Raw genomic sequence first — 25,802 nt, 5'->3', positions numbered from 1 at the left:
AAATTAAGCTGCGAGCTCGAAATTCTCATACGCGGAGGAAACATGCTCGACAAACTGGATGCGGCGCTGAAATTTGGTACGGAGGCCCTCAACCTGCGTGCTCAACGTCAGGAGATCCTGGCGTCAAATATTGCCAACGCCGATACCCCTGGTTATCAGGCCCGGGATATCGACTTTGCCAGCGAGCTGAGTCGGGTGATGTCCAATGGTCGTGCGGAAGGCAGCAGCATGGCGTTAAAAGTCACGTCAGCTCGCCACATTGAAGCACAGACAAACGGCGTGCCATCGATGGATATGCTTTATCGCATTCCTGACCAGCCTTCTGCCGACGGCAACACCGTAGATATGGACCGTGAGCGTACGCAGTTCGCGGATAACAGCCTGAAATATCAAACCGACCTCACCCTCATCAGTAGCCAGATCAAAGGCATGATGAGCGTGTTACAAGGACAATAATTATGGCCTTGCTGAATATTTTTGACATTGCCGGTTCAGCGATGACCGCGCAATCACAGCGATTAAACGTCAGTGCCAGTAACCTGGCGAACGCCGACAGCGTCACCGGCCCCGATGGCAAGCCTTACGTGGCAAAGCAGGTGGTTTTCCAGACCGATGCGGCGCCAGGCTCAGCCACCGGCGGCGTGAAAGTGGCAAGAGTCGTGGATGACCCTACACCTGCGAAGCTGGTCTATGACCCGGGCAATCCGATGGCAGATGCCAAAGGCTACGTGAAGATGCCGAACGTGGATGTGGTCTCTGAAAGCGTCAACACCATGTCGGCGTCACGCAGCTACCAGGCCAACGTCGAAGTGCTCAACACCGTGAAGTCGATGATGATGAAAACCCTGACGATCGGGCAATAACGGAGAAAAATTATGGCTATCGCGGTAGGCGTTAACGAAAGACTGGACCCCACGGTCCTTAGCTCCTCTAACACCAGTGGCACCGGCAACAATGCGCAGGATCTGCAGAATCAGTTCCTGACCATGCTGGTGACGCAGTTAAAAAACCAGGATCCCACCAATCCAATGGATAACAGCCAGCTCACCACGCAGCTGGCACAGATCAATACCCTGAGCGGCATTGAAAAACTGAATACCACGCTGGGATCGATCTCCGGCCAGATCAGCACCAGCCAGTCGCTGCAGAGCTCCACGCTGATTGGGCATGGCGTAATGGTCAATGGCGGACAGGTTCTGGTAGGCAACGGCACCACAACGCCATTTGGCGTTGAGCTGGCCTCCGCCTCAACCGGCACATCGGCCACCATTAAAGATGCCAGTGGCACGGTGATCGACACCGTCGATCTGGGCGCGCTGAGCGCTGGCGTGCACACCTTCTCGTGGGACGGCAAGCTGACAGATGGCTCTGTCGCCCCGGATGGTAAATACAGCGTTGCGATTGCCGCAAGCAATGGCAACACACAACTGGTGGCACAACCGCTTAACTACGCCTACGTCAATGGGGTGAGTACTGCGAACAACACCACAAAACTGGATCTCGGCACCATGGGCTCCGCCACCCTTGACGACGTACGTCAGATTCTCTGATTAACCTGTAGACAGGAAACAAACACATGTCATTTTCCCAAGCGGTCAGCGGCCTTGGTGCTGCTTCAAGTAACCTTGATGTCATCGGTAACAACATTGCCAACTCCGCCACTGCGGGCTTTAAATCGAGCACCATCGCGTTTGCCGATATGTTTGCCGGTTCTAACGTCGGCCTCGGTACCAAAGTTGCTGCGGTAATCCAGAACTTTAACGACGGCGCCACCACCACGACCAGCCGTGGCCTGGACGTTGCGCTGAGCGGTAACGGTTTCTTCCGTATGACCGACAGCAGCGGCGGCGTCTTCTATTCACGCAATGGTCAGTTAACGCTGGATGCCAACCGTAACCTGGTCAACACCCAGGGTCTGAACGTGACCGGCTATCCGGCCAGCGGTTCACCGGCCACTATCCAGGCAGGTGCTAACCCGGTGGCGCTGCGTATTCCTACTGAGCAGATGTCAGCCCGTGCGACCACTACCGCCGGTCTGGTTGCCAACCTGAACTCAACGGACAAAACGCCATCTGTGGCCACCTTCTCGACGGCGAACGCAGACAGCTACAACAAGAAAACCACGGCAACCGTGTTCGACTCGCAGGGTAATGACCACGCGCTCGACATGTATTTCGTGAAAGACACCACCAGCAACAGCTGGACCGTGCGTACCATTGATGGCAACACCGGCAGTTCAGCGGGTGACTTCAGAATGGCGTTTGACACCAGCGGTAAGCTGACCAGCGTCTCTAAGCTGGATGCCACCGGCGCTGTCGTCAGCACGACGACCGATGGCACCGTCGGCCTGACGCTGAACGTGGGCGGAGCGAATGGCGCAGTCGCCAATCAGCCAATCAACCTGAGCATGCTGGGCAGCCTGCAGCAGAACACCGGCAGCACCACCTTTGGCAGCCCGACCCAGGATGGTTATGCACCTGGCGATCTGACCAGCTACGCGATCAATGATGACGGCACCATCACCGGCAGCTATTCAAACCAGAAAACCCAGCTGCTGGGTCAGATTGTCCTGGCGAGCTTCTCTAACCCGGAAGGTCTGCAGTCTCAGGGCGACAACGTCTGGTCTGCGTCAAGTGCATCCGGTCAGGCAGCAATCGGTCTGGCGAATACCGGCACCTTTGGTTCACTGACGGCTGGCGCACTGGAATCTTCCAACGTCGACATGAGTAAAGAGCTGGTGAACATGATCGTCGCGCAACGTAACTATCAGGCGAATGCGCAGACCATCAAAACTCAGGACCAGATTCTCAACACGCTGGTTAACTTACGTTAATTCGCTAACAGGATTGCCATATGGATCACGCGATATATACCGCGATGGGCGCGGCCAGCCAGACGCTGGATCAGCAGGCGGTTACCGCCAGCAACCTCGCCAACGCCTCTACACCGGGTTTTCGTGCGCAGCTGAATGCGCTGCGCGCCGTGCCGGTGAGTGGCTGGTCGCTGCCAACCCGTACGCTGGTCGCCGCCTCGACACCGGGCGCCGACATGAGTCAGGGCGCGATGGATTACACCGAGCGTCCGCTCGATGTGACGGTGCAGCAGGATGGCTGGCTGGCGGTGCGTACCGCTGACGGCAGCGAAGCCTATACCCGCAACGGCAATATGCAAATCAGTCCGACCGGTACGTTGACGGTTCAGGGCAATCCTGTGATGGGCGATGGCGGTCCGATTGTGATCCCGCAGGGCACTGAAATCACCATTGCAGCCGACGGCTCGATCACCGGGCTGAATGCCGGTGATTCGCCGAACGCCACGGTTCAGCTGGGCAAGCTGAAGCTGGTCAGGGCAACCGGGCAGGAGCTGCAGCGCAGTGATGACGGCATGTTCCGGCCTACTGCGTCGGCGCAGGCGACCCGCGGTGCCGCGCTGCAGGCTGATGCCACCATGCAGGTGATGCCTGGCGTGCTGGAAGGCAGCAACGTCAAACCGGTAGAAACCATGGTCGATATGATCGCCAACGCCCGACGTTTTGAGATGCAGATGAAAGTCATCACCAACGTCGACGAAAATGAACAAAAAGCCAACCAGCTCCTGAGCATGGGCTAAGGCACGAGGATAACAACATGATTCGTTCTTTATGGATCGCTAAGACCGGTCTTGATGCGCAGCAGATGAACATGGACGTCATTGCCAACAACCTGGCAAACGTCAGCACCAACGGCTTTAAGCGTTCACGTGCCGTGTTCGAAGATCTGATGTACCAGACTATGCGCCAGCCGGGCACCCAGTCATCTGAACAGACAACGCTGCCATCGGGTTTGCAGATCGGTACCGGTGTACGTCCGGTGACCACTGAACGTCTGCATACGCAGGGCAACCTGTCGCAGACCAGCAACTCAAAAGATATCGCCATTAACGGCCAGGGTTATTTTCAGATTCAGATGCCGGATGGCACCTCTGCTTATACCCGTGACGGCGCGTTTCAGGTTGATCAGAACGGCCAGCTGGTGACCAACTCCGGTTTTCCGGTACAGCCAGGCATTACCATTCCGGCTAACGCCACCAGCATCACGGTGTCGCGTGACGGTGTGGTCAGCGTAACCCAGCAGGGGCAGGCCCAGGCCGCGCAGGTCGGTCAGTTAACCCTGAGCACCTTTATGAATGACGCCGGTCTCGATAGCGTGGGTGAAAACCTCTACAAGGAAACGCAGGCATCGGGCGCTCCGACAGACAGCACGCCAGGCCAGAACGGCGCGGGCCTGCTCTATCAGGGCTATACCGAAACCTCGAACGTTAACGTGGCGGAAGAGCTGGTCACCATGATCCAGACGCAGCGCGCCTACGAAATCAACAGCAAGGCGATCAGTACCTCTGATCAGATGCTGGCGAAATTAACTCAGCTTTAATCCCGAACAGGGCCAGCCCGTGCTGGCCTGAATGACAGACATTAATAAGGTCGTGACGCCGTGGCGAAGCAACAGATTCTCAAGCCTGGACATTGGTTAGTCGCCTCGTTGCTGCTAACTCTCAACGGATGTGCCCTGGTCCCGCGTACCCCGCTGGTCGAAGGTGCAACTACAGCGCAACCAATGCCGTCCGCGCCACCGGTGGTCAACGGCTCTATATTCCAGGGCGTCGCGCCGCTTAACTACGGCTATCAGCCGCTGTTTGAGGATCGCCGTCCACGCAACATTGGCGATACCCTGACCATTACGCTGCAGGAAAACGTCAGCGCCAGCAAGAGCTCCTCAGCCAATGCCAGCCGCGATGGCAGCAACAGCTTTGGTGTGAGCGCGGTGCCGACCGGTCTGGCAGGCCTGGTGGGTGCAGGTGGTGAAAAAGCCAACCTCAGCGCCGAAGGCAAAAATGATTTCGCAGGTAAAGGCGGCGCATCCGCCAATAACACCTTTACCGGCACCATTACCGTCACCGTGGATCAGGTGTTGTCAAACGGCAACCTGCACGTGGTCGGTGAAAAACAGATCGCCATTAATCAGGGCACGGAGTTCATTCGCTTCTCGGGCGTGGTCAACCCACGCACCATCAGCGCCAGTAACGCCGTGTTATCTACCGCTGTCGCCGATGCACGTATTGAGTACGTCGGAAATGGTTACATCAATGAGGCGCAGACCATGGGTTGGTTCCAGCGTTTCTTCCTGAACATCTCGCCGATGTAAGAGGTTTCAATGAAAAAGTTAACGCTGTTACGCGCCGGGCTGGCGCTGCTGCTGGGCGTCAGCCTGCTGGCAAAAGCCGATTTGATTCGTGATTTAACCACGGTACAGGGCGTTCGTGATAACCAGCTGCTGGGCTACGGCCTGGTCGTGGGCCTGGATGGCACCGGTGACCAGACCACCCAGACGCCATTTACAACCCAGACAGTGAGCAACATGCTGTCACAGCTTGGTATCACCGTTCCCACCGGAACCAACATGCAGCTAAAGAACGTGGCGGCCGTCATGGTCACCGCTAAACTGCCCTCGTTTGCCCGTCAGGGACAGAACCTGGATGTGGTGGTCTCGTCGCTGGGTAACGCCAAAAGCCTGCGCGGCGGCACGCTGTTAATGACGCCGATGAAAGGGGTCGATAACCAGGTTTATGCGCTGGCGCAGGGTAATATCCTGGTCGGTGGCGCGGGTGCGTCAGCGGGCGGCAGCAGTGTTCAGGTTAACCAGCTGAACGGAGGCCGTATCACCGGTGGTGCAACCGTTGAGCGTGAACTGCAGAGCAACTTTGGTACGCAGAACACCATTAACCTGCAGCTTAACAGCGAAGATTTCTCAATGGCGCAGCGAATTGCTGATGCCATTAACGCCCGTGGCGGCTACGGCGCAGCGCAGCCGCTGGATGCCCGTACCGTGCAGATCCGCGTATCGCCTAATAATGGTGCGCAGGTACGTCTGCTGGCTGAGATCCAGAACATTAATGTGTCTATCCCGGTTGAAGATGCCAAAGTCATCATCAACTCCCGTACCGGTTCGGTGGTAATGAACCGTGAAGTGACGCTGAATCAGTGTGCAGTGGCGCAGGGCAACCTGTCGGTGACGGTTAACCAGCAGCAGAACGTCAGTCAGCCTGATACCCCACTGGCCGGTGGTCAGACGGTGGCGACGACGCAGACTCAGATCGATCTGCGCCAGACCGGCGGTGCGCTGCAACGCGTCAACGCCAGCGCCAACCTGAACAACGTGGTGCGTGCGCTGAATGCGCTGGGTGCGTCACCTATCGAACTGATGTCAATTCTGCAGTCGATGCAGAGTGCCGGCTGTCTGCGTGCCAAACTGGAAATTATCTGATGGCTGATATGCAATCTCTGACGAGTTCGGCTTTCGACAGCCGTTCCCTGAATGAACTGAAACGCCAGGCCAGCAACGATCCGAAAGGACAAGCGTTGCAGGTGGCGCGTCAGGTCGAAGGGATGTTTGTACAGATGATGCTGAAGAGTATGCGCGAGGCGTTGCCGCAGGACGGCATTATGGGCAACGAGCAGACCAAACTCTTTACCTCTATGTATGACCAGCAGATTGCACAGGAGATGGGGAAACGTGGCCTCGGCCTGGCGGAAACCATCGTCAAACAGATGCAGCCCGCCACCGCGCCGGATGAAAAAGCCGGTACGGTGCCGATGAAGCTGGATAACAGCTTTATTCTCAGCACCAGCGGGGCAACACCACTGCCGGCGCAGCAGCTGGAGCAGATTGTGCGTAAGGCAATGCCGCGTCTGCCGCCGGTCGCTTCACCGACGGGTCTGCCCAGTGACAGCCGCGAGTTTATCGCCCAGCTGACGCAGCCGGCGCAGGCTGCCAGCCAGCAGAGTGGCATTCCTCATCACCTGATTCTGGCGCAGGCTGCGCTGGAGTCGGGCTGGGGCCAGCGTCAGATCCTGACCCGCGACGGCAAACCGAGCTACAACGTGTTCGGGATTAAAGCCAGCGGCGACTGGAAAGGTGACACCACCGATATCATGACCACCGAATATGAGCAGGGCGAAGCGAAGAAAGTACGTGCCAGCTTCCGCGTCTATAACTCCTATTTCGAGGCGCTGACCGACTACGTCAAACTCCTGACCAAAAACCCACGCTATGCGGCGGTGACGAACGCCTCAAGCGCAGAGCAGGGTGCGCAGGCCTTACAGGCGGCCGGTTATGCCACCGATCCAAAATATGCGCAAAAGCTGGTGGGAATGATTCAGCAATTCAAAAGTATGGGCGACAAAGTCGTCAAAGCTTACAGTCAGGATATGGGCGACCTGTTCTGATCATTGCGCCTCAAGTTTCACTTTAGCAAGCCGATAACATCCCTATAGCCAGAAGCGTTTTCGCCTGCTGGCGCCCACTTTGATGTCTGCCAGCCCGGTTGACGGGGAACGTAAGGAACCGAGATGTCCAGCATAATTAACTCCGCGATGAGCGGATTGAGTGCCGCGCAGGCCGCTCTGAGCACCACGAGTAACAACATTTCCAATTACACCGTGGCGGGCTATTCACGTCAGACCACGGTACTGGCGCAGGCGAACAGTACCCTGCAGGGCAATAGCTATTATGGTAACGGCGTGAATATCACCGGTGTACAACGTGAATATGATGCGTTTATTGCTACGCAGCTGCGCAGTTCCAGCGCCAACTACAGCGCGGTAAGCACCCAGCACAGCCAGATTTCTAACATTGACGATCTGCTGTCGACTTCGACTACCAGCCTGTCGACCTCGCTGCAGGGCTTCTTTACTAACCTGCAGAACGTGGTCAGCAACGCCAACGATCCGTCGGCGCGTCAATCGATGCTCAGCAATGCGCAGGGGCTGGTCAGCCAGTTCCAGACGTCAGCGCAATACCTGAACAATATGCAGAACAGCGTCAATGCCGATGTCGATTCCAGCATCAAGCAGGTCAATACCCTCACCAGCCAGATTGCCGATCTGAACAAACAGATTGGCAAACTGAGCACGGCAAACGGTGCCGCACCTAACGACCTGCTCGATAAGCGCGATCAGCTGGTGAATACCCTGAATAACGTGGTTGGTGTGACGGTATCGCAGCAGGATGGCGGCTACACGGTTGCGATGGCCAATGGCCTGACGCTGGTGAACGGCGACAAATCTCACGATCTGGTGGCGATGCCTTCCAGCAGCGATCCAACACGCACTACCATCGGCTATGTCGATAAGCAGGCGGGCAACGTCGAGATCCCGGAGAAGCTGATCACCACCGGTTCGCTGGGCGGTCTGCTGGCGTTCCGTACTCAGGATCTGGATCTGGCACAGAACCAGCTGGGTCAGTTAGCGGCGGCGTTTACCACCAGCTTCAACGATGTTCACAAGCAGGGATTTGATAGCAAAGGCAATCAGGGCGTCGATTTCTTTAATATCGGCAGCCCGATCGTGGTGGGCAACAGTAAAAACAGCACCGCCGCGTCCGTCACCGCTGAGTGGACCGATACCAGTGCACTGAAAGCATCCAATTACACCGTGAGTTATGACGGCAATAACTGGACCGCAACCCGCGCCTCAGACAGTACGGCCGTTACCATCACGCCAGGTACTGATGCCAGTGGCAACACCACGCTGAGCTTTGACGGCCTGAAACTGACCGTCGCCGGCACGCCTGCACCTGCTGCCAAAGACAGTTTCCTGGTGAAGCCGGTCCAGAACGCCATCAACGATATGTCAGTCGCGATCACCAGTGAATCGCAGGTGGCCGCCGCGGGTGCTGTCGGCGGTGAGAGTGATAACCGTAATGCGCAAAAACTGCTGAATCTGCAGGATGTGAAACTGGTCGGCGGCAACGCCACGTTGTCTCAGGCCTACGCCACCATCGTCAGTAGTGTGGGTAACAAAACCAGTTCACTGGAAACCACCAGCACCACTCAGAAAAGCGTGGTCAGTCAGCTGACCCAGCGCCAGCAATCGGTCTCTGGGGTAAACCTCGATGAGGAGTACGCCAACCTGACCAAATATCAGCAATATTACATGGCCAATGCGCAGGTGCTGCAGACTGCCAGCACCGTGTTTAATGCATTGATCAATATTCGCTAAGGGCAGGAGATAACATGCGAATCAGTACAAATATGATTTTTGAGCAGCAGGTGCGTGGCATCACTGACTCACAGGCCTCCTGGCTGAAATCAGGCCAGGAGCTCTCCAGCGGCCGCCGTGTGAATAATCCTTCGGACGATCCGATTGCCGCGTCTCGTGCTGTCGTGTTGTCACAAACCCAGCAGCAGGGCAAGCAGTATGCGCTGGCGCGTACCTTTGCCGAGCAGGGTCTCTCACTGGAAGAGAATACGCTGAAAGGCGTCACCGATGGGATCATTGCTGCGCAAGGGCTGATCGTCAACGGTTCAACCGGTACGCTGAGCGACGATGACCGTGGTTCGATTGCTACCCAGCTGGAGGGTATCCGTGCCCAGTTGCTGAACCAGGCAAACAGCCAGGATGCCAATGGCCGCTATATTTTTGCCGGTTATAAAACTGACAGTGCGCCATTTGTGGATGCGGCAGGCACCGGCGTCGGCTACGCAGGCGGCACTGAGGCGATCACTCAGAAGGTCGATACCAGCCGTACCATGACCGTGGGCCATACCGGTGACAATATCTTTATGGCGATCTCTGGCAATGCCACCAAAGAGCCGGATGGCAGTGCCAGCGAAACGAATGTGTTTAAGATGCTGGATAGCGCCATTGCTGCACTGAAAGTGCCGCAGGATGATGCTGACGCCGCAACCAAACAGACCTTCCAGGCGGCGATGGATAAAACCAACCGTGGCCTGGGTAACTCGCTGAATAATGTCTTAACCGTGCGTTCTGAGATTGGTACCCAGCTTGGTGAGATCGATACGCTGAATGCCCAGGGTGATGACCGTAGTGTGATTTACAGCTCGCAGATGAGTGACCTGGTTAACGTGGATTTAACCGAAGCAGCTTCTAACTACACCATGCAGCAGACGGCATTACAGGCGTCCTATAAGACCTTTACCGATATGTCTAAGATGTCGCTGTTCCAGATGAATTCGTAGTCTGACCTGAAATTTTGAGCGTACTTTAACCGGATGCGCTTACTTTTTCCCACCCTCCCGCTAAAGGAGGGTGGGATTTTTTTGCCTGCGATTCAGCCGGTGGCGGGAACCATAGAAATTAAACCGGGTTGATTTACAGCGACAGTCAGCTCGCATGTCAGTCTTGCTTTCACGCTTTCACGCACACACGCACACACGCACACACGCACACACGCACACACGCACACACGCACACACGCACACACGCACACACTTTCCTGATTCCTGATAAGCGAGGAGGGGAGGTTAATTATCCTCTGTCCGCTGGCGGGCAGAATCGCAGGCATAAAAAAACCCCGGCTTGCAGGCCGGGGTTCAGTTCACAACAGCTTGTGCGTTACGGCTTGGTCGCCGGGGCAGTGGCATGATGTGTGGCGCTATGACCACCCGCAGAACCGCGACCGTCGAACTCATAAGGTGCACGCACCCAGTCACTATGCGGTGCCGGTTCTGACTGCCAGACTGGCGCAGGTGCTTTAGTCATCGGCGCAGAGGCAAAATGCTTCCAGCGCGTACCGTCATTCGGCACTGAGGCAGTTGCAGGCTCGGATGCCGTTGCAGGCACTGATGCAACAGGTTCGGCCGCAGTCACCGGTGCTGCAGGGGCGACATCGCGTGCGGCCACCGGAGCATGAGGTTCACGAACTGGCGCTGTTTCAGCTTCTGCAGCGACCGGCGCATTCAGAACTTCTTCAACTTCTGCTGCGATCGCTTCGCTGACGTCGGTAGCCGATTGCTCAGCAACCTCTGAAGGCTGTGCTTCTTCTGCAACCGCTGCAGGCTGTGCAGTCTCAACCGCATGTGCCACAACCGGCGCTTCGGTGACAGGCTCAGCAGGCACGGCTTCGGCTGCTACCGCTTCCGCTTTTGCTTCATCTGCCGCCGGAACAACGGAAGGCTGCTCGTCAACCGGCGCGTCGATAGCACGAGTATCGTCAGTATTCACAACCGGCACTGGCGTTTCTGCCTGCGGCTCGGCCTGTTGCACTGGCGCTTCCTGAGCAACAGATTCAACAGCGGCAGCAACGGGCAGCGCACTGGCGGCGTCTGCTGTCTCTTCGCGGTTGTACGCTGGCGTCTCGTGAGTCACATTCTGAACCTGCTCTTCGCTGGCCTGGCTCACCGGGTAACGGATCCAGACTTTACCGGATGCCATCTCTGGTGATGCAGCTGCAGCGGCCAGCGGCATTGCTGACTGAGTCGGATAACGCTCATCACGGTAACGACGACGACGCTGTCCGCTGACGCGCAGATGACGAGGCGAACGACGTGAACGACGCGGCATATTGGCGTTATCACGGTTGTCGTTGTCATCCTGCTCTTCACCCTGCGGTGCCTGGAACTCAGGCTGCGGCTGAGCCACGTCTGTCTGCTGAGGCTGACGCACTTCAGCCGGCTGGGCAAAGTCGCTGGCTTCGGCTGGCATAGGTGGACGGTTATCATCAACACGCACCTTCTGGTTCAGCTGACGCGGCTTGCGACGCGGCATAACCTGTACGCGCTCATCATCCTGCGGCTCGGTCACGTCCGGAACGTCGGCTACCACTACCGGCTGCTCAGCCACTTTGGCGGCTTCTTCACCGGCGCGTTTCTCTTCCTGACGACGACGCTGACGCTCAGCACGCTGTTCACGACGCTGTTGCTGCTGCTCATCACGCTGCTGGCGCGCTTCTTCGCTCAGTGCCGGACGCTCTTCACGCACTTCACCAGCCTGGGACTGACGCTTGTTACGGCGATTATCGTTACCCTCGCGCGGCTCGCGATTTTCACGTGGCTCGCGACTTTCGCGCGGTTCACGACTTTCACGAGGTTCGCGGTTTTCACGAGGCTCACGGTTTTCGCGTGGTTCACGGCCTTCACGCGACTGCGCGTTATCTCCGTTACGCGGCGTACGCTCACGACGATTATTGTTACGACGGTTGTTATTGTTGCTGCGGCGCTCGCCACGGCCATTGCCGTTTTCCTGCTCGCTTTCAGGCGCTTTCTGCGGTTCTGCAACCTCAGTGGCCACGGGTGCAGCGGCAGGGGCTTCTTCGCCTGCGAACATTTTTTTCAGGCCACCAAGCAGACGGCCAAAGAAGCCGGTGCTGACGGTAGCAGGCGCAGCCACAGCAGGTGCTGCTTTTGCGGCTGGCTGGGCTTCAGCGCGTTGCGCTTCTGGCTCAACTTCTACCGGTGCCGGAGGCGCATCAGGCATTACAAACGCGGCCAGAGCAGGCTGCTCAGGACGACGACGTTCAGCATGTTCCTCTTCCGACGGCATCGCCATTTCGGCTTCATGCAGCTTCGGCAGATGATAGCTCAGGGTCTGCGTCTCTTCGCCTTTGCGCACGCGCAGCACGGAGTAGTGTGGGGTCTGCATCTTGTCATCAGGAACGATGATAGCCCGCACGCCACCCTGGCGTGTTTCAATAGCGTTAACCGCTTCACGTTTTTCATTCAGCAGGTAAGAGGCCACCTGAACCGGAACAATGGCGTGAACTTCTTTGGTGTTGTCTTTCAGCGCTTCTTCTTCAATCAGACGCAGGATCGACAGCGCCAGTGACTCGTTATCACGGATGGTGCCGGTGCCGCTACAGCGTGGGCAGACGTGATGACTGGATTCACCTAATGACGGGCTCAGACGCTGACGGGACATCTCCAGCAGGCCGAAACGTGAAATGTGGCTGATCTGAATGCGGGCGCGGTCCTGACGGACAGCTTCACGCAGACGATTCTCAACCGCGCGCTGATGGCGTACCGGCGTCATATCGATGTAATCGATAACGATCAGGCCGCCCAGGTCACGCAGACGCAGCTGACGAGCAATCTCATCGGCCGCTTCAAGGTTGGTGTTGAACGCCGTCTCTTCGATATCACCGCCGCGTGTTGCACGTGCTGAGTTGATATCGATAGCGGTCAGCGCTTCGGTACTGTCGATCACAATCGAGCCACCGGAAGGCAGGCGGACTTCACGCTGGAAAGCGGATTCGATTTGCGATTCGATCTGATAGTGGCTGAACAGCGGGATTTCACCGGTGTAGAGCTTAATTTTGCTGCTGAAGTCCGGACGGCCCAGCGCAGCGATATGCTGACGCGCCAGTTCCAGTACTTTCGGGTTATCGATAAGGATTTCACCGATGTCCTGACGCAGATAGTCGCGGAAGGCACGCACAATCACGTTACTTTCCTGATGGATCAGGAACGGAGCAGGGCGGTTTTCAGCGGCTTTCTTGATCGCTTCCCAGTGTTTAAGACGGAAGCTTAAATCCCACTGCAGCGATTCGGCTGATTTACCGACGCCCGCAGTACGGACAATCAGGCCCATGCCTTCCGGCAGTTCCAGCGCCGACAGGGCTTCTTTCAGCTCGGTACGATCGTCACCTTCGATACGGCGAGAGATACCGCCTGCACGTGGGTTATTCGGCATCAGTACCAGATAGCTGCCCGCCAGAGAGATAAAGGTGGTCAGCGCAGCGCCTTTATTGCCGCGTTCTTCTTTATCGATCTGAACAATGACTTCCTGACCTTCACGCAGCACGTCTTTAATATTCGGACGACCATGCGCGTTGTAGCTGGAGGGGAAGTATTCGCGGGAGATTTCTTTTAACGGGAGGAAACCGTGACGCTCTGCGCCGTAATCGACAAACGCAGCTTCAAGGCTGGGTTCAATGCGAGTGATTTTACCTTTGTAAATGTTGGCTTTTTTCTGCTCGTGTCCAGGACTTTCAATATCCAGATCGTACAGACGCTGACCGTCAACCAGGGCAACGCGCAACTCCTCCTGCTGAGTTGCGTTTATTAACATTCTTTTCATCGTGACTTACTCGTTATTCTTTCATGAGTGATTACAGCTGCGGGCATAGTTACCCTGGACGAGTATCAACCGATGGCCCCGTGACTTAGTGCAATGTCGTCAACCTCACGGCTGTCGACCGCGCGAGGGGCGCAAATAACGTCGGTGGCCTGTTTTTCATAAGGGAAAACAGCACCAGATAGTGGAAATGCCTGAGAGAATAAAGAAAACCCGTGCATCCCATACTGTTGTCCAGGCCGCAACCCGCAGCCCGCTAAGTGCCTGATTTCGCATTACGTCTTACGCCATTGCTGCGTGTCTGCTCAATCCGGCAAAATGACAATTTCGCTCTTTTTCTGCCCTGAAATGGTTCAGGTAAGAAACTCAAGCATTATTCCATTGCTAACCTTCATATAGCAAGGCGACTTTAGCCAGCTTGTGAAGTTTCTTTACATTTAAATCGCTAATGTGTCGGACAAAACAGCGCTTTGCTGAAAAAGCCAGCAGAGAGGCGACCTGCCGTCACATCAACTCCAGAGTTAAGCACAGAAAAAGGGGTGGCGCTATCAGGGGACACTATTTAGAATCGCCGCCATGAAAACAGAGAATCCCGGCGTACATTTTGTCGCCATCACGGCTGAAAATGCCGGACAACGCATTGATAACTTTTTGCGCACCCAGCTCAAGGGTGTGCCCAAAAGCATGATTTATCGCATCGTTCGCAAAGGCGAGGTGCGGGTGAATAAAAAGCGCGTCAAGCCAGAATATAAGCTGGAGGAGGGCGATGAGGTGCGCATTCCGCCGGTTCGGGTAGCGGAACGCGACGAAGATGCCGTTTCCCCCAAACTGGCGAAAGTGGCTTCACTGGCCGATGCCATCCTGTTTGAGGATGAGTCGCTGCTGGTGATGAACAAGCCTTCCGGCACAGCCGTACATGGCGGTAGCGGACTCAGCTTCGGGGTAATTGAAGGGTTACGTGCCCTGCGACCGGAAGCACGCTTTCTGGAGCTGGTGCATCGCCTGGATCGTGACACCTCCGGCATTCTGCTGGTCGCTAAAAAGCGTTCGGCGCTGCGTTCCCTCCATGAGCAACTGCGCGAAAAGGGGATGCAGAAAGACTATCTGGCCCTGGTGCGCGGCAACTGGCCGTCACACCTGAAGGTGGTTCAGGCGCCGCTGCTGAAAAACATTCTGCAGAGCGGTGAGCGCGTGGTGCGCGTCAGCAGCGAAGGCAAAGCCTCAGAAACCCGCTTTAAAGTAGAAGAGCGGTTCGAGTTTGCCACGCTGGTGAAAGCGAGCCCGGTCACCGGTCGTACCCATCAGATTCGCGTCCATACGCTGCATGCCGGGCATCCCATTGCCTTCGACGATCGCTACGGAGAACGTGAGTTTGACAGTCAGCTGGCGGCAACCGGATTAAAACGCCTTTTCCTGCATGCTGCGGCGCTGACCTTTACGCATCCCGGCACTGGCGAAGTGATGCGGGTCGAAGCGCCACTGGATGATGGCCTGAAGCAATGCCTGCTTAAGCTGCGTCAGCTGAAAGCGTAATCTTTCCGGCATCAGTTCGTTAAAGGATTGATGCCGGCCTGCTGCAACATCTCATTGAGCGCGATCAACGGCAGCCCGACCAGCGTATTGGGATCGCGTCCCTCCAGCCGATCAAACAGACAAATCCCCAGACCTTCACTTTTAAAACTGCCCGCACACTGAAGCGGCTGCTCCTTTTCCACATAGCCGCTGATTTCAGCGTCAGTTAACGTGCGGAAATGAACCACAAAGGGCTCACAGCAGTGCAGCAGCGTGCCACTGGCCGGATGAAATAGCGCCAGACCGGTATAAAAGGTAATGGCTTTTCCGCTGGCGGCACGCAGTTGCGCCCGCGCATTTTCAGCCGTGTGAGGCTTACCGGCGATTGCGCCATCCAGCACGCAAACCTGGTCGGAGCCGATTATCCAGTGGCTGGGATACGTTTTTGCCAGCGCCTGCGCTTTAGCCACGGCAAGACGGGTCACCAGCGCTTCAGCGGTCTCATCGGGCTGAGGTGACTCATCAACCTCAGGCGCGGCGGTAATAAAAGGCAGGCCCAGTTTATGCAGTAATGCCTGCCGAAAGGGCGAGGTTGAAGCTAAAAGAATCGATGGCGTCATTTTTTTTCAATAGTGATAGCGAATTGGTGACAGTCATTTTAAACTGTGCGCCGCACTGGATGCGAATAGTGGTTGAAAGATGCTGTTTAACGGCCTTTTTCTTTGACTCTATGACATTACAAAGTTAATATGCGCGCCCTATGCAAAAGGTAAAATTACCCCTAACGCTGGACCCTGTCCGCACTGCTCAGAAGCGCCTTGATTATCAGGGTGTCTACACATCTGTACAGGTGGAGCGTGTGGCCGAGTCGGTCGTTAGTGTGGACAGTGATGTGGATTGTGCCATGTCGTTTGCGGTTGATAACCAACGTCTGGCAGTACTGACGGGTACTGCTGAAGTACAAGTGACGTTGCGTTGCCAGCGCTGCAACCAGACCTTTCCTCATCACGTAAAAGTGAGTTACTGCTTCAGCCCTGTCTTTTCTGAAGAGCAGGCCGAGGCATTGCCGGAAGCGTACGAGCCGGTCGATGTCAACGAGTTTGGTGAGATCGATCTGCTGGCGGTTGTCGAGGATGAAATTATTCTCGCGCTGCCGGTCGTTCCGGTGCACGATTCTGAACACTGTGAAGTGTCCGAGGCGGACATGGTCTTTGGTAAACTGCCTGCAGAGGTGGAGAAACCAAATCCATTTGCCGTATTAGCCAGTTTAAAGCGTAAGTAATAGGAGTAAGGTCCATGGCCGTACAACAGAATAAACCCACCCGTTCTAAGCGTGGTATGCGTCGTTCGCACGATGCGCTGACCACTGCTGCTCTGTCAGTAGATAAAGTTTCTGGCGAAACTCATCTGCGTCACCATATCACTGCGGACGGTTACTACCGCGGTCGCAAGGTTATCGTTAAGTAAGTTTCTTGCTTAGCAAGGCGATACCTTGACACGTTTGACCCTGGCGATTGATGCCATGGGCGGGGACTTCGGTCCCTGCGTGACAGTGCCTGCAGCATTGCAGGCACTGGCCTCTCATTCGGAACTATTCCTTCTTCTGGTCGGACATCCCGACACCCTCATGCCATTGCTTGCCAAAGCGGATTCCTCCCTGATGGGGCGTTTGCAGGTCATCCCTGCCGAATCGGTTATTGCAAGTGATGCGCGGCCCGCTCAGGCCATCCGCAACAGTCGCGGCAGCTCAATGCGTGTGGCACTGGAGATGGTTAAAGAGGGACGTGCGCAGGCCTGCATCAGCGCCGGAAATACCGGTGCGCTGATGGGGCTGTCGACACTTTTATTGAAACCGCTGGATGGCATTAAACGTCCGGCGCTGATGTCCGTTTTACCGCACCAGCAACAGGGTAAAACCGTGGTGCTGGATCTGGGCGCAAATGTGGGCTCAGACAGTGCGATGCTGGTGCAGTTTGCCGTAATGGGGTCGGTAATGGCTGAGCATGTGCTTGGTATTGCACGGCCCCGTGTCGCGTTGCTCAATATTGGTCATGAAGAGACCAAAGGGCTGGAAACGATCCGCGACGCCGCGGCAGTGCTGCGAGAATCACCGCAAATCAACTATATTGGTTACCTTGAAGGTAACGAACTGCTCACCGGTAAAACGGATGTGATGGTCTGTGACGGTTTTGTCGGAAACGTCACGCTGAAGACTATGGAAGGCGTGGTAAGAATGTTTCTTTCTCTGCTGAAGTCATCAGGGGAAGGTAAGAAACGGTCATGGTGGCTTCAGTTGCTGGGGCGCTGGATTCAGAAACGTCTGACGAAGCGCTTCGGGCATCTCCACCCTGACCAGTACAATGGCGCTTGTCTGTTAGGATTGCGCGGAACAGTGATCAAGAGTCACGGTGCGGCAAATCAACACGCCTTCGCTGTGGCCATAGAACAGGCAGAGCAGGCGGTGAGGCAGCAAATTCCCGAGCGAATTGCTGCGCGCCTTGATGCTGTATTAGCCAGGAGTGACAAAGCCTAGATGTATACCAAAATTATCGGTACGGGCAGTTATCTGCCAAGCCAGATCCGCACCAATGCCGATCTGGAAAAAATGGTGGAGACGTCGGACGAGTGGATTGTTACCCGTACCGGCATCCGCGAGCGCCGTATTGCTGCGCCTGACGAAACCGTCGCCACCATGGGATTCAGTGCGGCGCAACGCGCCCTTGAAATGGCAGGCATTGAAGCGAACGATGTTGGGCTGATTATTGTCGCCACAACCTCTTCCAGTCATGCCTTCCCCAGCTCTGCCTGCATGATCCAGCAAATGCTGGAAATCAAAGACTGCGCGGCGTTTGACCTCGCTGCCGCCTGTGCAGGTTTCACCTATGCACTGAGCGTGGCCGATCAATACATCAAAAATGGCGCAGTGAAACATGCTCTGGTGATTGGTGCTGATGTCCTGGCACGCGCACTTGATCCGGAAGATCGTGGCACGATCATCCTGTTTGGCGATGGTGCAGGCGCGGTCGTGCTGGGTCAGAGCGAAGAGCAGGGGATCATCTCTACCCATCTTCATGCTGATGGTCGCTATTCACAGCTGCTGACGCTGCCTTATCAGGATCGTGCGCATCAGGATCAGCCCGCTTATGTCACCATGTCAGGCAACGAAGTCTTCAAGGTTGCCGTCACCGAGCTGGCTCACATCGTTGATGAAACGCTGCAGGCCAATAATCTCGATCGTGAAATGCTGGACTGGCTGGTGCCGCATCAGGCGAACCTGCGCATTATCAGCGCCACCGCGAAAAAACTCGGCATGACCATGGATAAAGTGGTCGTCACACTGGATCGTCATGGCAATACCTCTGCCGCATCGGTGCCAAGCGCACTGGATGAAGCGGTCCGTGATGGCCGCATCAAACCCGGACACCTTATTCTGCTGGAAGCCTTTGGTGGTGGATTCACCTGGGGTTCTGCGCTGGTTCGCTTTTGATTGACAGGAACGAAAAATGACGCAATTTGCATTTGTTTTCCCCGGTCAGGGGTCACAGACCGTGGGCATGCTGACTGAATTAGCGGCAACGTATCCGCTGGTAGAAGAGACCTTCCGTGAAGCCTCTGACGCGCTGGGATATGATCTGTGGCAATTAGTAAGTCAGGGTCCGGCTGAAGAGCTGAACAAAACCTGGCAGACTCAGCCTGCACTGTTAGCCGCCTCCGTGGCAATCTACCGTGTCTGGCAGCAGCAGGGCGGTGAACAGCCAGCCCTGATGGCTGGTCACAGCCTGGGTGAATATTCAGCGCTGGTTTGCGCGGGTGTGCTTAACTTTGCGGATGCAGTGAAGCTGGTTGAACTGCGCGGCAAACTGATGCAGGAAGCGGTGCCTGAAGGCACTGGCGCGATGCAGGCGATTATTGGCCTGGATGACGCGGCTATCCGCAAAGCCTGTGAAGAGAGCGCGCAGGGTCAGGTTGTCTCACCGGTTAACTTTAACTCGCCGGGCCAGGTGGTTATTGCGGGTAACAAAGAAGCCGTTGAACGTGCGGGTGCCGCCTGTAAAGCAGCGGGCGCTAAGCGTGCCTTGCCACTGCCGGTCAGCGTTCCTTCTCATTGCGCACTGATGAAGCCTGCGGCCGATAAACTGGCGGTGGCGCTGGAGAGCATCACCTTTAACGCGCCTGCGGTACCGGTGATCAACAACGTCGATGTGAAAGCTGAAACCGACGCTGCGGCCATCCGCCATGCGTTGGTCCGTCAGCTCTACAGCCCGGTTCGCTGGACCGAGAGCGTGGAAGCGATGGCAGCACAGGGCGTGACGCAGCTCCTGGAGATGGGGCCAGGTAAAGTCCTGACCGGACTGACGAAACGTATTGTCGATAGCCTGACAGCGGCTGCCGTTAACGATACTGCATCCCTGACGGCTGCACTCGGTAAGGAATAAGAGGAAAATCATGAGCTTTGAAGGTAAAGTTGCGCTGGTTACCGGCGCGAGTCGCGGCATTGGTCGTGCGATTGCAGAAACACTGGCGGCACGCGGTGCTAAAGTGGTAGGAACTGCAACCAGCCAGAGTGGCGCCGACGCCATCAGTGCTTACCTTGGCGACAAGGGCAAAGGCCTGTTACTGAATGTGACTGACGCTGACTCAATCAGCACTGTTTTAGAGAATATTCGTGCTGAATTTGGCGAAGTGGATATTTTAGTCAATAATGCAGGCATTACGCGTGATAATCTTCTCATGCGCATGAAGGACGATGAGTGGGAGGATATCCTGGATACCAACCTCACATCGGTATTCCGCCTTTCCAAGGCGGTCCTGCGTGCCATGATGAAAAAGCGCGTGGGCCGTATCATCACCATTGGTTCCGTTGTTGGAACTATGGGTAATGCGGGCCAGGCAAACTATGCGGCAGCAAAAGCGGGTTTGATTGGCTTTAGCAAATCACTGGCGCGCGAAATCGCGTCACGTGGCATTACCGTCAACGTCGTGGCTCCAGGCTTTATTGAGACTGACATGACGCGGGCACTGAACGAAGATCAACGTTCCGGTATTTTGGCGGAAGTTCCTGCGGGTCGCTTAGGCGATGCTCAGGAAATCGCCAATGCTGTGGCATTTTTAGCCTCTGACGAAGCAGCCTACATCACAGGTGAAACGCTGCACGTCAATGGCGGAATGTACATGGTCTGATAAATCACGAAATGATTTGCTTTATTTGCGGTTAGAACCGCAAAATAACGCAAAATCGTGGTTCGACCAGCCGGGATTTTGTTGCATCTTTTTCACCATTTTATACACTACGAAAACCATCGCGAAAGCGAGTTTTGATAGGAAATTAAATAGTATGAGCGATATCGAACAACGCGTTAAGAAAATCATCAGTGAGCAGCTGGGTGTGAAAGAGGAAGAAGTCACCAACTCTGCATCTTTCGTAGAAGACCTGGGTGCCGATTCTCTTGATACCGTTGAGCTGGTGATGGCTCTGGAAGAAGAGTTTGATACTGAGATTCCAGACGAAGAAGCTGAGAAAATCACTACCGTTCAGGCAGCGATCGACTATATCAATAGCCATAAAGGCTAATGAATATCTTCAGGCGGTCGCTCGACCGCCTGATTTTTTTGTTTGTCCCACATAGTTCCCTATTTCCCCTCCCTGGAGGACGAACGTGTCTAAGCGTCGTGTAGTTGTGACTGGTCTTGGCATGTTGTCTCCTGTCGGCAATACCGTAGAGTCTACCTGGAGTGCTCTCCTTGCCGGTCAGAGCGGCATTACCCTGATCGACCATTTTGATACCAGTGCTTATGCAACACGTTTTGCAGGTCTGGTAAGAGATTTTAATTGTGATGACTACATCTCGCGCAAAGATCAGCGCAAGATGGATGCCTTCATCCAGTACGGCATTGTGGCCGGTATGCAGGCCATGCAGGACAGTGGTCTGGTAGTTACCGACGAAAATGCAAGCCGTATGGGCGCAGCAATTGGCTCCGGCATCGGTGGTTTAGGTCTGATTGAAGAGAATCATACTTCACTGGTTAACGGCGGCCCGCGCAAAATCAGCCCATTTTTTGTGCCTTCAACCATCGTTAACATGGTGGCGGGTCATCTCAGCATCATGTATGGCCTGAAAGGTCCAAGCATCTCTATCGCGACAGCCTGTACCTCTGGTGTGCATAACATCGGTCATGCCGCACGAATCATCGCTTATAACGATGCTGATGTGATGCTGGCGGGTGGCACAGAGAAAGCCAGTACGCCATTAGGCGTCGGTGGCTTTGGTGCAGCACGTGCTCTCTCAACCCGTAATGAAAACCCGCAAGCGGCCAGCCGCCCGTGGGATAAAGATCGTGACGGTTTTGTGCTGGGTGACGGCGCTGGCATTGTGGTACTCGAAGAGTATGAACATGCGAAGAAACGTGGTGCGAAAATCTACGCGGAAATCGTAGGTTTTGGTATGAGCAGCGATGCCTACCACATGACTTCACCACCAGAAGATGGATCAGGCGCCGCGGCGGCAATGATCAACGCATTGCGCGATGCTCAGCTTACGCCAGAGCAGATCGGCTATGTCAACGCGCACGGCACCTCCACGCCAGCGGGTGATAAAGCGGAAGCGCGGGCGGTGAAATCGGTCTTTGGGGCAGCAGCCAGCAGCGTGATGGTGAGCTCGACCAAATCAATGACCGGGCACTTACTGGGTGCGGCAGGCGCGGTTGAATCGATCTACTCGATTCTGGCGCTGCGCGACCAGGCCATTCCACCGACCATTAACCTCGACAATCCGGATGAGGGCTGCGATCTCGACTTCGTGCCCCACACCGCGCGTCAGGTTCCCGGTCTGGAGTACACCCTGTGTAACTCCTTCGGTTTCGGCGGAACCAACGGTTCGTTGATCTTCCGTAAAGTGTAATCGTTGTTGATTGCTAAAAAGGCCCGCGATGCGGGCCTTTTTTTATCCTGCAGAATGCGCTGAAATCACGAGTCACGCTCAGGAGAGAACCATGTGGATTAACGGGTTAAAACAATCGATGCTGGCCGCCAGCGACCGCGGCCTGCAGTTTGGGGATGGCTGTTTTACTACCGCCGCCGTGCGTCAGGGTAAAATCGTGCTGCTGGAAAGCCACATTCAGCGCCTCAAAGAGGGCTGTGAGCGATTATGGATTGATGGCGTCGACTGGCTTCAGCTTGAGACTGAAATGCGACAGGCCGCGCACCAACAAACCCAGGCGGTGCTGAAAGTGATTATCAGCGCCGGCAGCGGCGGACGGGGCTACAGCCGGCGCGGCTGTGGTGAACCCACGCGGGTCGTCTCGCTGGCACCCTGGCCGCAACATTACGCCGATTTACAGCAGCGTGGCGCGTCACTCCGACTCAGCCCGATCCGTCTGGCACGAAACCCACAGTTTGCCGGTATCAAGCACCTTAATCGTCTGGAGCAGGTGATGATCAGAGCTCATCTTGACCAGACAGACGCCGACGAGGCGCTGGTGCTTGACACTGAAGGTTGGGTGGTGGAATGCTGTGCGGCCAATTTATTCTGGCGTCAGGGCTCGCAAATTTTCACGCCTGATCTGTCAGCGTCGGGTGTGGATGGCATTATGCGGCGGAGTCTGATGGCGCAACTTGCGGCCGAAGGCCAGGCTTGCCAGGTAATAAAAAGCGAACCGGCGCAGCTGCTGGCCGCCGATGAAGTGGTGATATGTAACGCGCTGATGCCGGTCCTGCCGGTCCGAAAGATAGAAGCGGTAGAGTTTACTGAGCGCTCGCTGTTTAATCAGTTGCGCGCAAGCTGTGAAAAGATAATGGATGCATTATGATTCGAAGCAAAAAAATTGTCGTCAGCCTGCTGGCGATCGTGGGTCTCGCGGCTGTGCTGAGTTACTGGCAGGTTAAGCGGTTTGCGGCCACCCCGTTAACCCTGCAGCAGGAAACGATCTACACGCTGCCTGCCGGCACGGGCCGGGTCGCACTTGAAGCGCAGCTGGAAGAGCAGAAGATTATTCCGCACAGTATCTGGTTTGGCGCGCTGCTGCGTCTGGAACCTGAACTGGCGACCTTCAAAGCGGGTACCTATCGCCTTGAGCCGACCATGACGGTGCGCTCGCTGTTACAATTGCTTGCCAGCGGTAAAGAGGCACAGTTCCCGGTGCGATTCGTGGAAGGCCAGCGGCTGAAAGAGTGGCTGAGTGAGCTGCGCAAAGCGCCTTATATCCGGCATACTCTGAAAGATGATCAGTTCGCCACCCTTGCGAGCGCATTAAAAGTGGAGCCTGAGCAGCTGGAGGGCAACTTCTTCCCGGATACCTGGCTCTACACGGCTAATACCACCGATATGGCGCTGCTGCAGCGCGCTCATGAGCGGATGAAAAAAACCATCGCTGAGGTGTGGCAGGGACGGGCGGATAATCTGCCCTATAAAACCCCACAGGAGCTGGTGACCATGGCCTCAATCATTGAGAAAGAGACCGGCGTCAGCGAAGAGCGCGCGCGCGTAGCCTCGGTGTTTATCAATCGCCTGCGCACCGGTATGCGGTTACAGACCGATCCCACCGTCATCTATGGCATGGGCGACAGCTATAACGGCACGCTGACCCGCAAAGATCTTGAGACGGCCAGCGCTTACAATACCTATATCATTAACGGTCTGCCGCCGGGTCCGATCGCCATGCCGGGTAAAGCTTCATTGCAGGCAGCGGCCCATCCCGAGAAAACCAACTATCTCTACTTTGTTGCAGACGGCAAGGGCGGCCATACCTTTACGACTAATCTTGCCAGCCATAATAAGGCGGTGCAGGTTTACCGGCAGACGCTAAAGGAAGAAAATGAACAGTAAGTTTATCGTCATTGAAGGCCTGGAAGGCGCCGGCAAAACCACCGCGCGTGACGCCATCGTCGCCACGCTGCGTGCCCGTGGCATTCACGATCTGGTCTTTACCCGTGAGCCTGGCGGAACGCCGCTGGCAGAACAGCTGCGGGTGCTGTTTAAGCAGGGTATTGAGGGCGAGCAGGCCACAGATAAAGCGGAACTGCTGATGCTCTATGCGGCACGGGTTCAGCTGGTGGAAACGGTCATTAAACCGGCGCTGGCGCGCGGTGCCTGGGTGATCGGCGACCGTCATGATCTCTCTTCTCAGGCTTATCAGGGAGGCGGACGTGGACTTGACGCCGGTCTGATGCAGACGCTGCGCGATACCGTGTTAGGCGATTTCCGCCCCGATCTCACGCTCTATCTTGATGTGACACCCGACATCGGTCTGCAGCGCGCCCGTGCGCGCGGTGAGCTGGATCGCATTGAGCAGGAGTCATTGCGCTTCTTTGAACGCACCCGCGCGCGCTATCTGGCGCTGGCAGCGGAGGACCCTACCATCATCACCATCGATGCTACACAATCACTTGGTGATGTGACAGCGTCACTTCAGTCGGTGCTGGATGGCTGGCTGGCGGAGCAGGTGTGATGAACTGGTACCCGTGGCTGAATCAGCCTTATCGCCAGGTGATTGGCCAGCATCAGGAGAATCGCGCTCACCATGCGTTGTTGATCCAGGCGATGGCAGGTATGGGCGATGAGGCGCTGGTCTGGGGGATGAGCCGCTGGCTGATGTGCCAGCAGCGGGATGGCCTGAAAAGTTGCGGGCAGTGTCACGGTTGCCAGCTGATGCAGGCCAATACCCATCCTGACTGGTATCGGCTTGAGGCGGAGAAGGGCAAAAGTACCCTGGGCATCGATGCTGTGCGGCAGGTTACTGAAAAAATGTACCACTTTGGTCAGCAGGGCGGCGCGAAAGTGGTCTGGCTGCCGGATGCCGCGCAGCTTTCGGAAGCGGCGGCCAACGCCTTGCTGAAAACGCTGGAAGAGCCGCCAGCCAACAGCTGGTTCTTCCTCAGCAGCCGGGATCCCTCGCGCCTGCTGGCCACGCTGCGCAGCCGCTGCATGGCGCTGCATCTGACGCCGCCGGACGAAGGACAAAGCCTGCTCTGGCTGAAGAAGCACGCTGCGCACGACGAACAGATGCTGCTGGCGGCTCTGCGTCTGAGCGCAGGTGCACCCGGTGCGGCGCTGAGCCTGCTGGAAAACGGACCGTGGCAGGCCCGGCAGAAGCTCTGCGATGCGCTGTCCGCTGCGTTGCAGCAGGACATCCTGCAACTGCTGCCTGCGCTGAACGCCGACGACGCGGCAGCGCGTATCGGCTGGCTGCTCTCTTTGCTGCTGGATGCAATGAAGTGGCAGCAACATGCAGGTCAGTGGCTGAGTAATATCGATCGTCAGGATGTGGTGCAGTTGCTGGCCGGATACTTTTCTGCCAGCGCGCTCAACAGCAGCCTCCAGGATTGGATGCGCTGTCGCGAGCAGCTACTGCATGTGGCATCGGTGAATCGCGAATTATTGCTGACCGATCAGCTTCTGAGCTGGGCGGACAAACAGAAGCCCGCGCTTGTCGGCTAAACCTATCTGAG

Annotated in this window: 26 protein-coding genes; 24 read left to right on the top strand and 2 right to left on the bottom strand. The window is 56.2% G+C overall.

Features of this window, described 5'->3' with window-relative positions:
• The first annotated feature begins 42 nt into the window (after positions 1–42).
• From flgB to flgL, 11 genes are all read left to right on the top strand, one after another.
• The gene (gene flgB, locus OK412_RS10825) at positions 43–456 is read left to right on the top strand and encodes a flagellar basal body rod protein FlgB (RefSeq protein WP_009090882.1); all 414 of its coding nucleotides are present in this window, start codon (positions 43–45) and stop codon (positions 454–456) included.
• Positions 457–458: 2 nt separating this feature from the next.
• Complete coding sequence (gene flgC, locus OK412_RS10820) at positions 459–863, top strand: flagellar basal body rod protein FlgC (RefSeq protein WP_013357440.1); 405 nt, start codon at positions 459–461, stop codon at positions 861–863.
• Positions 864–875: 12 nt separating this feature from the next.
• Positions 876–1,550, top strand: a complete 675-nt coding sequence (gene flgD, locus OK412_RS10815; protein WP_010669841.1) for a flagellar hook assembly protein FlgD — start codon at positions 876–878, stop codon at positions 1,548–1,550.
• 26 nt (positions 1,551–1,576) lie between these two features.
• Positions 1,577–2,833, top strand: a complete 1,257-nt coding sequence (flgE, locus tag OK412_RS10810; protein ID WP_022625876.1) for a flagellar hook protein FlgE — start codon at positions 1,577–1,579, stop codon at positions 2,831–2,833.
• 20 nt (positions 2,834–2,853) lie between these two features.
• Positions 2,854–3,609 (top strand): flagellar basal body rod protein FlgF, encoded by a 756-nt coding sequence (locus OK412_RS10805; protein ID WP_264353167.1) that lies wholly within the window; start codon positions 2,854–2,856, stop codon positions 3,607–3,609.
• Positions 3,610–3,626: 17 nt separating this feature from the next.
• Positions 3,627–4,409: a flagellar basal-body rod protein FlgG gene (gene flgG / locus OK412_RS10800; protein WP_003849881.1), complete on the top strand. Its 783-nt coding sequence runs from the start codon at positions 3,627–3,629 to the stop codon at positions 4,407–4,409.
• Positions 4,410–4,469: 60 nt separating this feature from the next.
• Positions 4,470–5,180 (top strand): flagellar basal body L-ring protein FlgH, encoded by a 711-nt coding sequence (locus OK412_RS10795; protein WP_029518984.1) that lies wholly within the window; start codon positions 4,470–4,472, stop codon positions 5,178–5,180.
• A gap of 9 nt (positions 5,181–5,189) precedes the next feature.
• Positions 5,190–6,299 (top strand): flagellar basal body P-ring protein FlgI, encoded by a 1,110-nt coding sequence (locus tag OK412_RS10790; RefSeq protein ID WP_010669845.1) that lies wholly within the window; start codon positions 5,190–5,192, stop codon positions 6,297–6,299.
• Entirely contained in the window at positions 6,299–7,261 is a 963-nt protein-coding gene (flgJ, locus tag OK412_RS10785) for a flagellar assembly peptidoglycan hydrolase FlgJ (RefSeq protein WP_010246357.1), read from the top strand. The genes OK412_RS10790 and flgJ overlap by 1 nt, the downstream gene beginning before the upstream one ends.
• 123 nt (positions 7,262–7,384) lie before the next feature.
• The gene (flgK, locus tag OK412_RS10780) at positions 7,385–9,034 is read left to right on the top strand and encodes a flagellar hook-associated protein FlgK (protein WP_264353166.1); all 1,650 of its coding nucleotides are present in this window, start codon (positions 7,385–7,387) and stop codon (positions 9,032–9,034) included.
• Between the two features lie 14 nt (positions 9,035–9,048).
• Entirely contained in the window at positions 9,049–10,014 is a 966-nt protein-coding gene (flgL, locus tag OK412_RS10775; RefSeq protein WP_022625873.1) for a flagellar hook-associated protein FlgL, read from the top strand.
• Between the two features lie 376 nt (positions 10,015–10,390).
• Here the strand turns inward: flgL and rne are convergent, their stop codons facing one another.
• Positions 10,391–13,849, bottom strand: coding sequence for a ribonuclease E (rne, locus tag OK412_RS10770; protein WP_264353165.1), 3,459 nt, complete (start codon positions 13,847–13,849; stop codon positions 10,391–10,393).
• A 573-nt stretch (positions 13,850–14,422) separates the two neighbouring features.
• On the opposite strand from rne, the gene rluC reads away from it, so the two are divergent.
• On the top strand, positions 14,423–15,379 hold the full coding sequence (rluC, locus tag OK412_RS10765) for a 23S rRNA pseudouridine(955/2504/2580) synthase RluC (RefSeq protein ID WP_010246350.1): 957 nt from the start codon (positions 14,423–14,425) through the stop codon (positions 15,377–15,379).
• Positions 15,380–15,390: 11 nt separating this feature from the next.
• On the opposite strand, the gene OK412_RS10760 is transcribed toward rluC, so the two are convergent.
• On the bottom strand, positions 15,391–15,978 hold the full coding sequence (locus OK412_RS10760; protein ID WP_157351859.1) for a Maf family protein: 588 nt from the start codon (positions 15,976–15,978) through the stop codon (positions 15,391–15,393).
• 140 nt (positions 15,979–16,118) lie between these two features.
• Here OK412_RS10760 and yceD point away from each other — a divergent pair, with 140 nt between their 5' ends.
• From yceD to holB, 12 genes are all read left to right on the top strand, one after another.
• The gene (gene yceD / locus OK412_RS10755) at positions 16,119–16,640 is read left to right on the top strand and encodes a 23S rRNA accumulation protein YceD (protein ID WP_264353164.1); all 522 of its coding nucleotides are present in this window, start codon (positions 16,119–16,121) and stop codon (positions 16,638–16,640) included.
• A 14-nt stretch (positions 16,641–16,654) separates the two neighbouring features.
• Complete coding sequence (gene rpmF, locus OK412_RS10750; protein WP_003849870.1) at positions 16,655–16,825, top strand: 50S ribosomal protein L32; 171 nt, start codon at positions 16,655–16,657, stop codon at positions 16,823–16,825.
• Positions 16,826–16,850: 25 nt separating this feature from the next.
• On the top strand, positions 16,851–17,891 hold the full coding sequence (gene plsX / locus OK412_RS10745; RefSeq protein ID WP_022625870.1) for a phosphate acyltransferase PlsX: 1,041 nt from the start codon (positions 16,851–16,853) through the stop codon (positions 17,889–17,891).
• Complete coding sequence (locus tag OK412_RS10740; protein WP_010246341.1) at positions 17,892–18,845, top strand: beta-ketoacyl-ACP synthase III; 954 nt, start codon at positions 17,892–17,894, stop codon at positions 18,843–18,845. It abuts the gene before it with no gap.
• 16 nt (positions 18,846–18,861) lie between these two features.
• The gene (gene fabD, locus OK412_RS10735) at positions 18,862–19,794 is read left to right on the top strand and encodes an ACP S-malonyltransferase (protein WP_010669852.1); all 933 of its coding nucleotides are present in this window, start codon (positions 18,862–18,864) and stop codon (positions 19,792–19,794) included.
• Between the two features lie 10 nt (positions 19,795–19,804).
• Entirely contained in the window at positions 19,805–20,539 is a 735-nt protein-coding gene (fabG, locus tag OK412_RS10730) for a 3-oxoacyl-ACP reductase FabG (protein WP_010246337.1), read from the top strand.
• A 154-nt stretch (positions 20,540–20,693) separates the two neighbouring features.
• Complete coding sequence (gene acpP, locus OK412_RS10725) at positions 20,694–20,930, top strand: acyl carrier protein (protein WP_003849865.1); 237 nt, start codon at positions 20,694–20,696, stop codon at positions 20,928–20,930.
• 85 nt (positions 20,931–21,015) lie between these two features.
• Positions 21,016–22,257 (top strand): beta-ketoacyl-ACP synthase II, encoded by a 1,242-nt coding sequence (gene fabF, locus OK412_RS10720; protein ID WP_010246329.1) that lies wholly within the window; start codon positions 21,016–21,018, stop codon positions 22,255–22,257.
• Positions 22,258–22,348: 91 nt separating this feature from the next.
• On the top strand, positions 22,349–23,164 hold the full coding sequence (gene pabC, locus OK412_RS10715; protein WP_264353163.1) for an aminodeoxychorismate lyase: 816 nt from the start codon (positions 22,349–22,351) through the stop codon (positions 23,162–23,164).
• The gene (gene mltG / locus OK412_RS10710) at positions 23,161–24,180 is read left to right on the top strand and encodes an endolytic transglycosylase MltG (RefSeq protein ID WP_264353162.1); all 1,020 of its coding nucleotides are present in this window, start codon (positions 23,161–23,163) and stop codon (positions 24,178–24,180) included. Before pabC ends, mltG begins: the two co-directional genes overlap by 4 nt.
• Complete coding sequence (tmk, locus tag OK412_RS10705) at positions 24,170–24,802, top strand: dTMP kinase (protein WP_264353161.1); 633 nt, start codon at positions 24,170–24,172, stop codon at positions 24,800–24,802. The genes mltG and tmk overlap by 11 nt, the downstream gene beginning before the upstream one ends.
• A complete protein-coding gene (gene holB, locus OK412_RS10700) occupies positions 24,802–25,791 on the top strand; it encodes a DNA polymerase III subunit delta' (protein ID WP_010669856.1) in 990 nt (329 codons plus the stop codon). The genes tmk and holB overlap by 1 nt, the downstream gene beginning before the upstream one ends.
• The last annotated feature ends 11 nt before the right edge of the window (positions 25,792–25,802 follow it).

Source organism: Pantoea sp. JV6 (assembly GCF_025910055.1).
GTDB classification, from domain to species: Bacteria; Pseudomonadota; Gammaproteobacteria; order Enterobacterales; family Enterobacteriaceae; genus Pantoea; species Pantoea agglomerans.
Note: the sequence above shows the minus strand (reverse complement) of the source record. Positions and strands in the feature narration are given on the sequence as shown.

What these genes read in the sequence shown, in the direction of transcription:
- flgB (WP_009090882.1), top strand. Translation starts at nt 43, where the DNA reads ATGCTCGACAAACTGGATGCGGCGCTGAAATTTGGTACGGAGGCCCTC.
- flgC (WP_013357440.1), top strand. Translation starts at nt 459, where the DNA reads ATGGCCTTGCTGAATATTTTTGACATTGCCGGTTCAGCGATGACCGCG.
- flgD (WP_010669841.1), top strand. Translation starts at nt 876, where the DNA reads ATGGCTATCGCGGTAGGCGTTAACGAAAGACTGGACCCCACGGTCCTT.
- flgE (WP_022625876.1), top strand. Translation starts at nt 1,577, where the DNA reads ATGTCATTTTCCCAAGCGGTCAGCGGCCTTGGTGCTGCTTCAAGTAAC.
- OK412_RS10805 (WP_264353167.1), top strand. Translation starts at nt 2,854, where the DNA reads ATGGATCACGCGATATATACCGCGATGGGCGCGGCCAGCCAGACGCTG.
- flgG (WP_003849881.1), top strand. Translation starts at nt 3,627, where the DNA reads ATGATTCGTTCTTTATGGATCGCTAAGACCGGTCTTGATGCGCAGCAG.
- OK412_RS10790 (WP_010669845.1), top strand. Translation starts at nt 5,190, where the DNA reads ATGAAAAAGTTAACGCTGTTACGCGCCGGGCTGGCGCTGCTGCTGGGC.
- flgJ (WP_010246357.1), top strand. Translation starts at nt 6,299, where the DNA reads ATGGCTGATATGCAATCTCTGACGAGTTCGGCTTTCGACAGCCGTTCC.
- flgK (WP_264353166.1), top strand. Translation starts at nt 7,385, where the DNA reads ATGTCCAGCATAATTAACTCCGCGATGAGCGGATTGAGTGCCGCGCAG.
- flgL (WP_022625873.1), top strand. Translation starts at nt 9,049, where the DNA reads ATGCGAATCAGTACAAATATGATTTTTGAGCAGCAGGTGCGTGGCATC.
- rne (WP_264353165.1), bottom strand. Translation starts at nt 13,849, where the DNA reads ATGAAAAGAATGTTAATAAACGCAACTCAGCAGGAGGAGTTGCGCGTT.
- rluC (WP_010246350.1), top strand. Translation starts at nt 14,423, where the DNA reads ATGAAAACAGAGAATCCCGGCGTACATTTTGTCGCCATCACGGCTGAA.
- OK412_RS10760 (WP_157351859.1), bottom strand. Translation starts at nt 15,978, where the DNA reads ATGACGCCATCGATTCTTTTAGCTTCAACCTCGCCCTTTCGGCAGGCA.
- yceD (WP_264353164.1), top strand. Translation starts at nt 16,119, where the DNA reads ATGCAAAAGGTAAAATTACCCCTAACGCTGGACCCTGTCCGCACTGCT.
- rpmF (WP_003849870.1), top strand. Translation starts at nt 16,655, where the DNA reads ATGGCCGTACAACAGAATAAACCCACCCGTTCTAAGCGTGGTATGCGT.
- OK412_RS10740 (WP_010246341.1), top strand. Translation starts at nt 17,892, where the DNA reads ATGTATACCAAAATTATCGGTACGGGCAGTTATCTGCCAAGCCAGATC.
- fabD (WP_010669852.1), top strand. Translation starts at nt 18,862, where the DNA reads ATGACGCAATTTGCATTTGTTTTCCCCGGTCAGGGGTCACAGACCGTG.
- fabG (WP_010246337.1), top strand. Translation starts at nt 19,805, where the DNA reads ATGAGCTTTGAAGGTAAAGTTGCGCTGGTTACCGGCGCGAGTCGCGGC.
- acpP (WP_003849865.1), top strand. Translation starts at nt 20,694, where the DNA reads ATGAGCGATATCGAACAACGCGTTAAGAAAATCATCAGTGAGCAGCTG.
- pabC (WP_264353163.1), top strand. Translation starts at nt 22,349, where the DNA reads ATGTGGATTAACGGGTTAAAACAATCGATGCTGGCCGCCAGCGACCGC.
- mltG (WP_264353162.1), top strand. Translation starts at nt 23,161, where the DNA reads ATGATTCGAAGCAAAAAAATTGTCGTCAGCCTGCTGGCGATCGTGGGT.
- tmk (WP_264353161.1), top strand. Translation starts at nt 24,170, where the DNA reads ATGAACAGTAAGTTTATCGTCATTGAAGGCCTGGAAGGCGCCGGCAAA.
- holB (WP_010669856.1), top strand. Translation starts at nt 24,802, where the DNA reads ATGAACTGGTACCCGTGGCTGAATCAGCCTTATCGCCAGGTGATTGGC.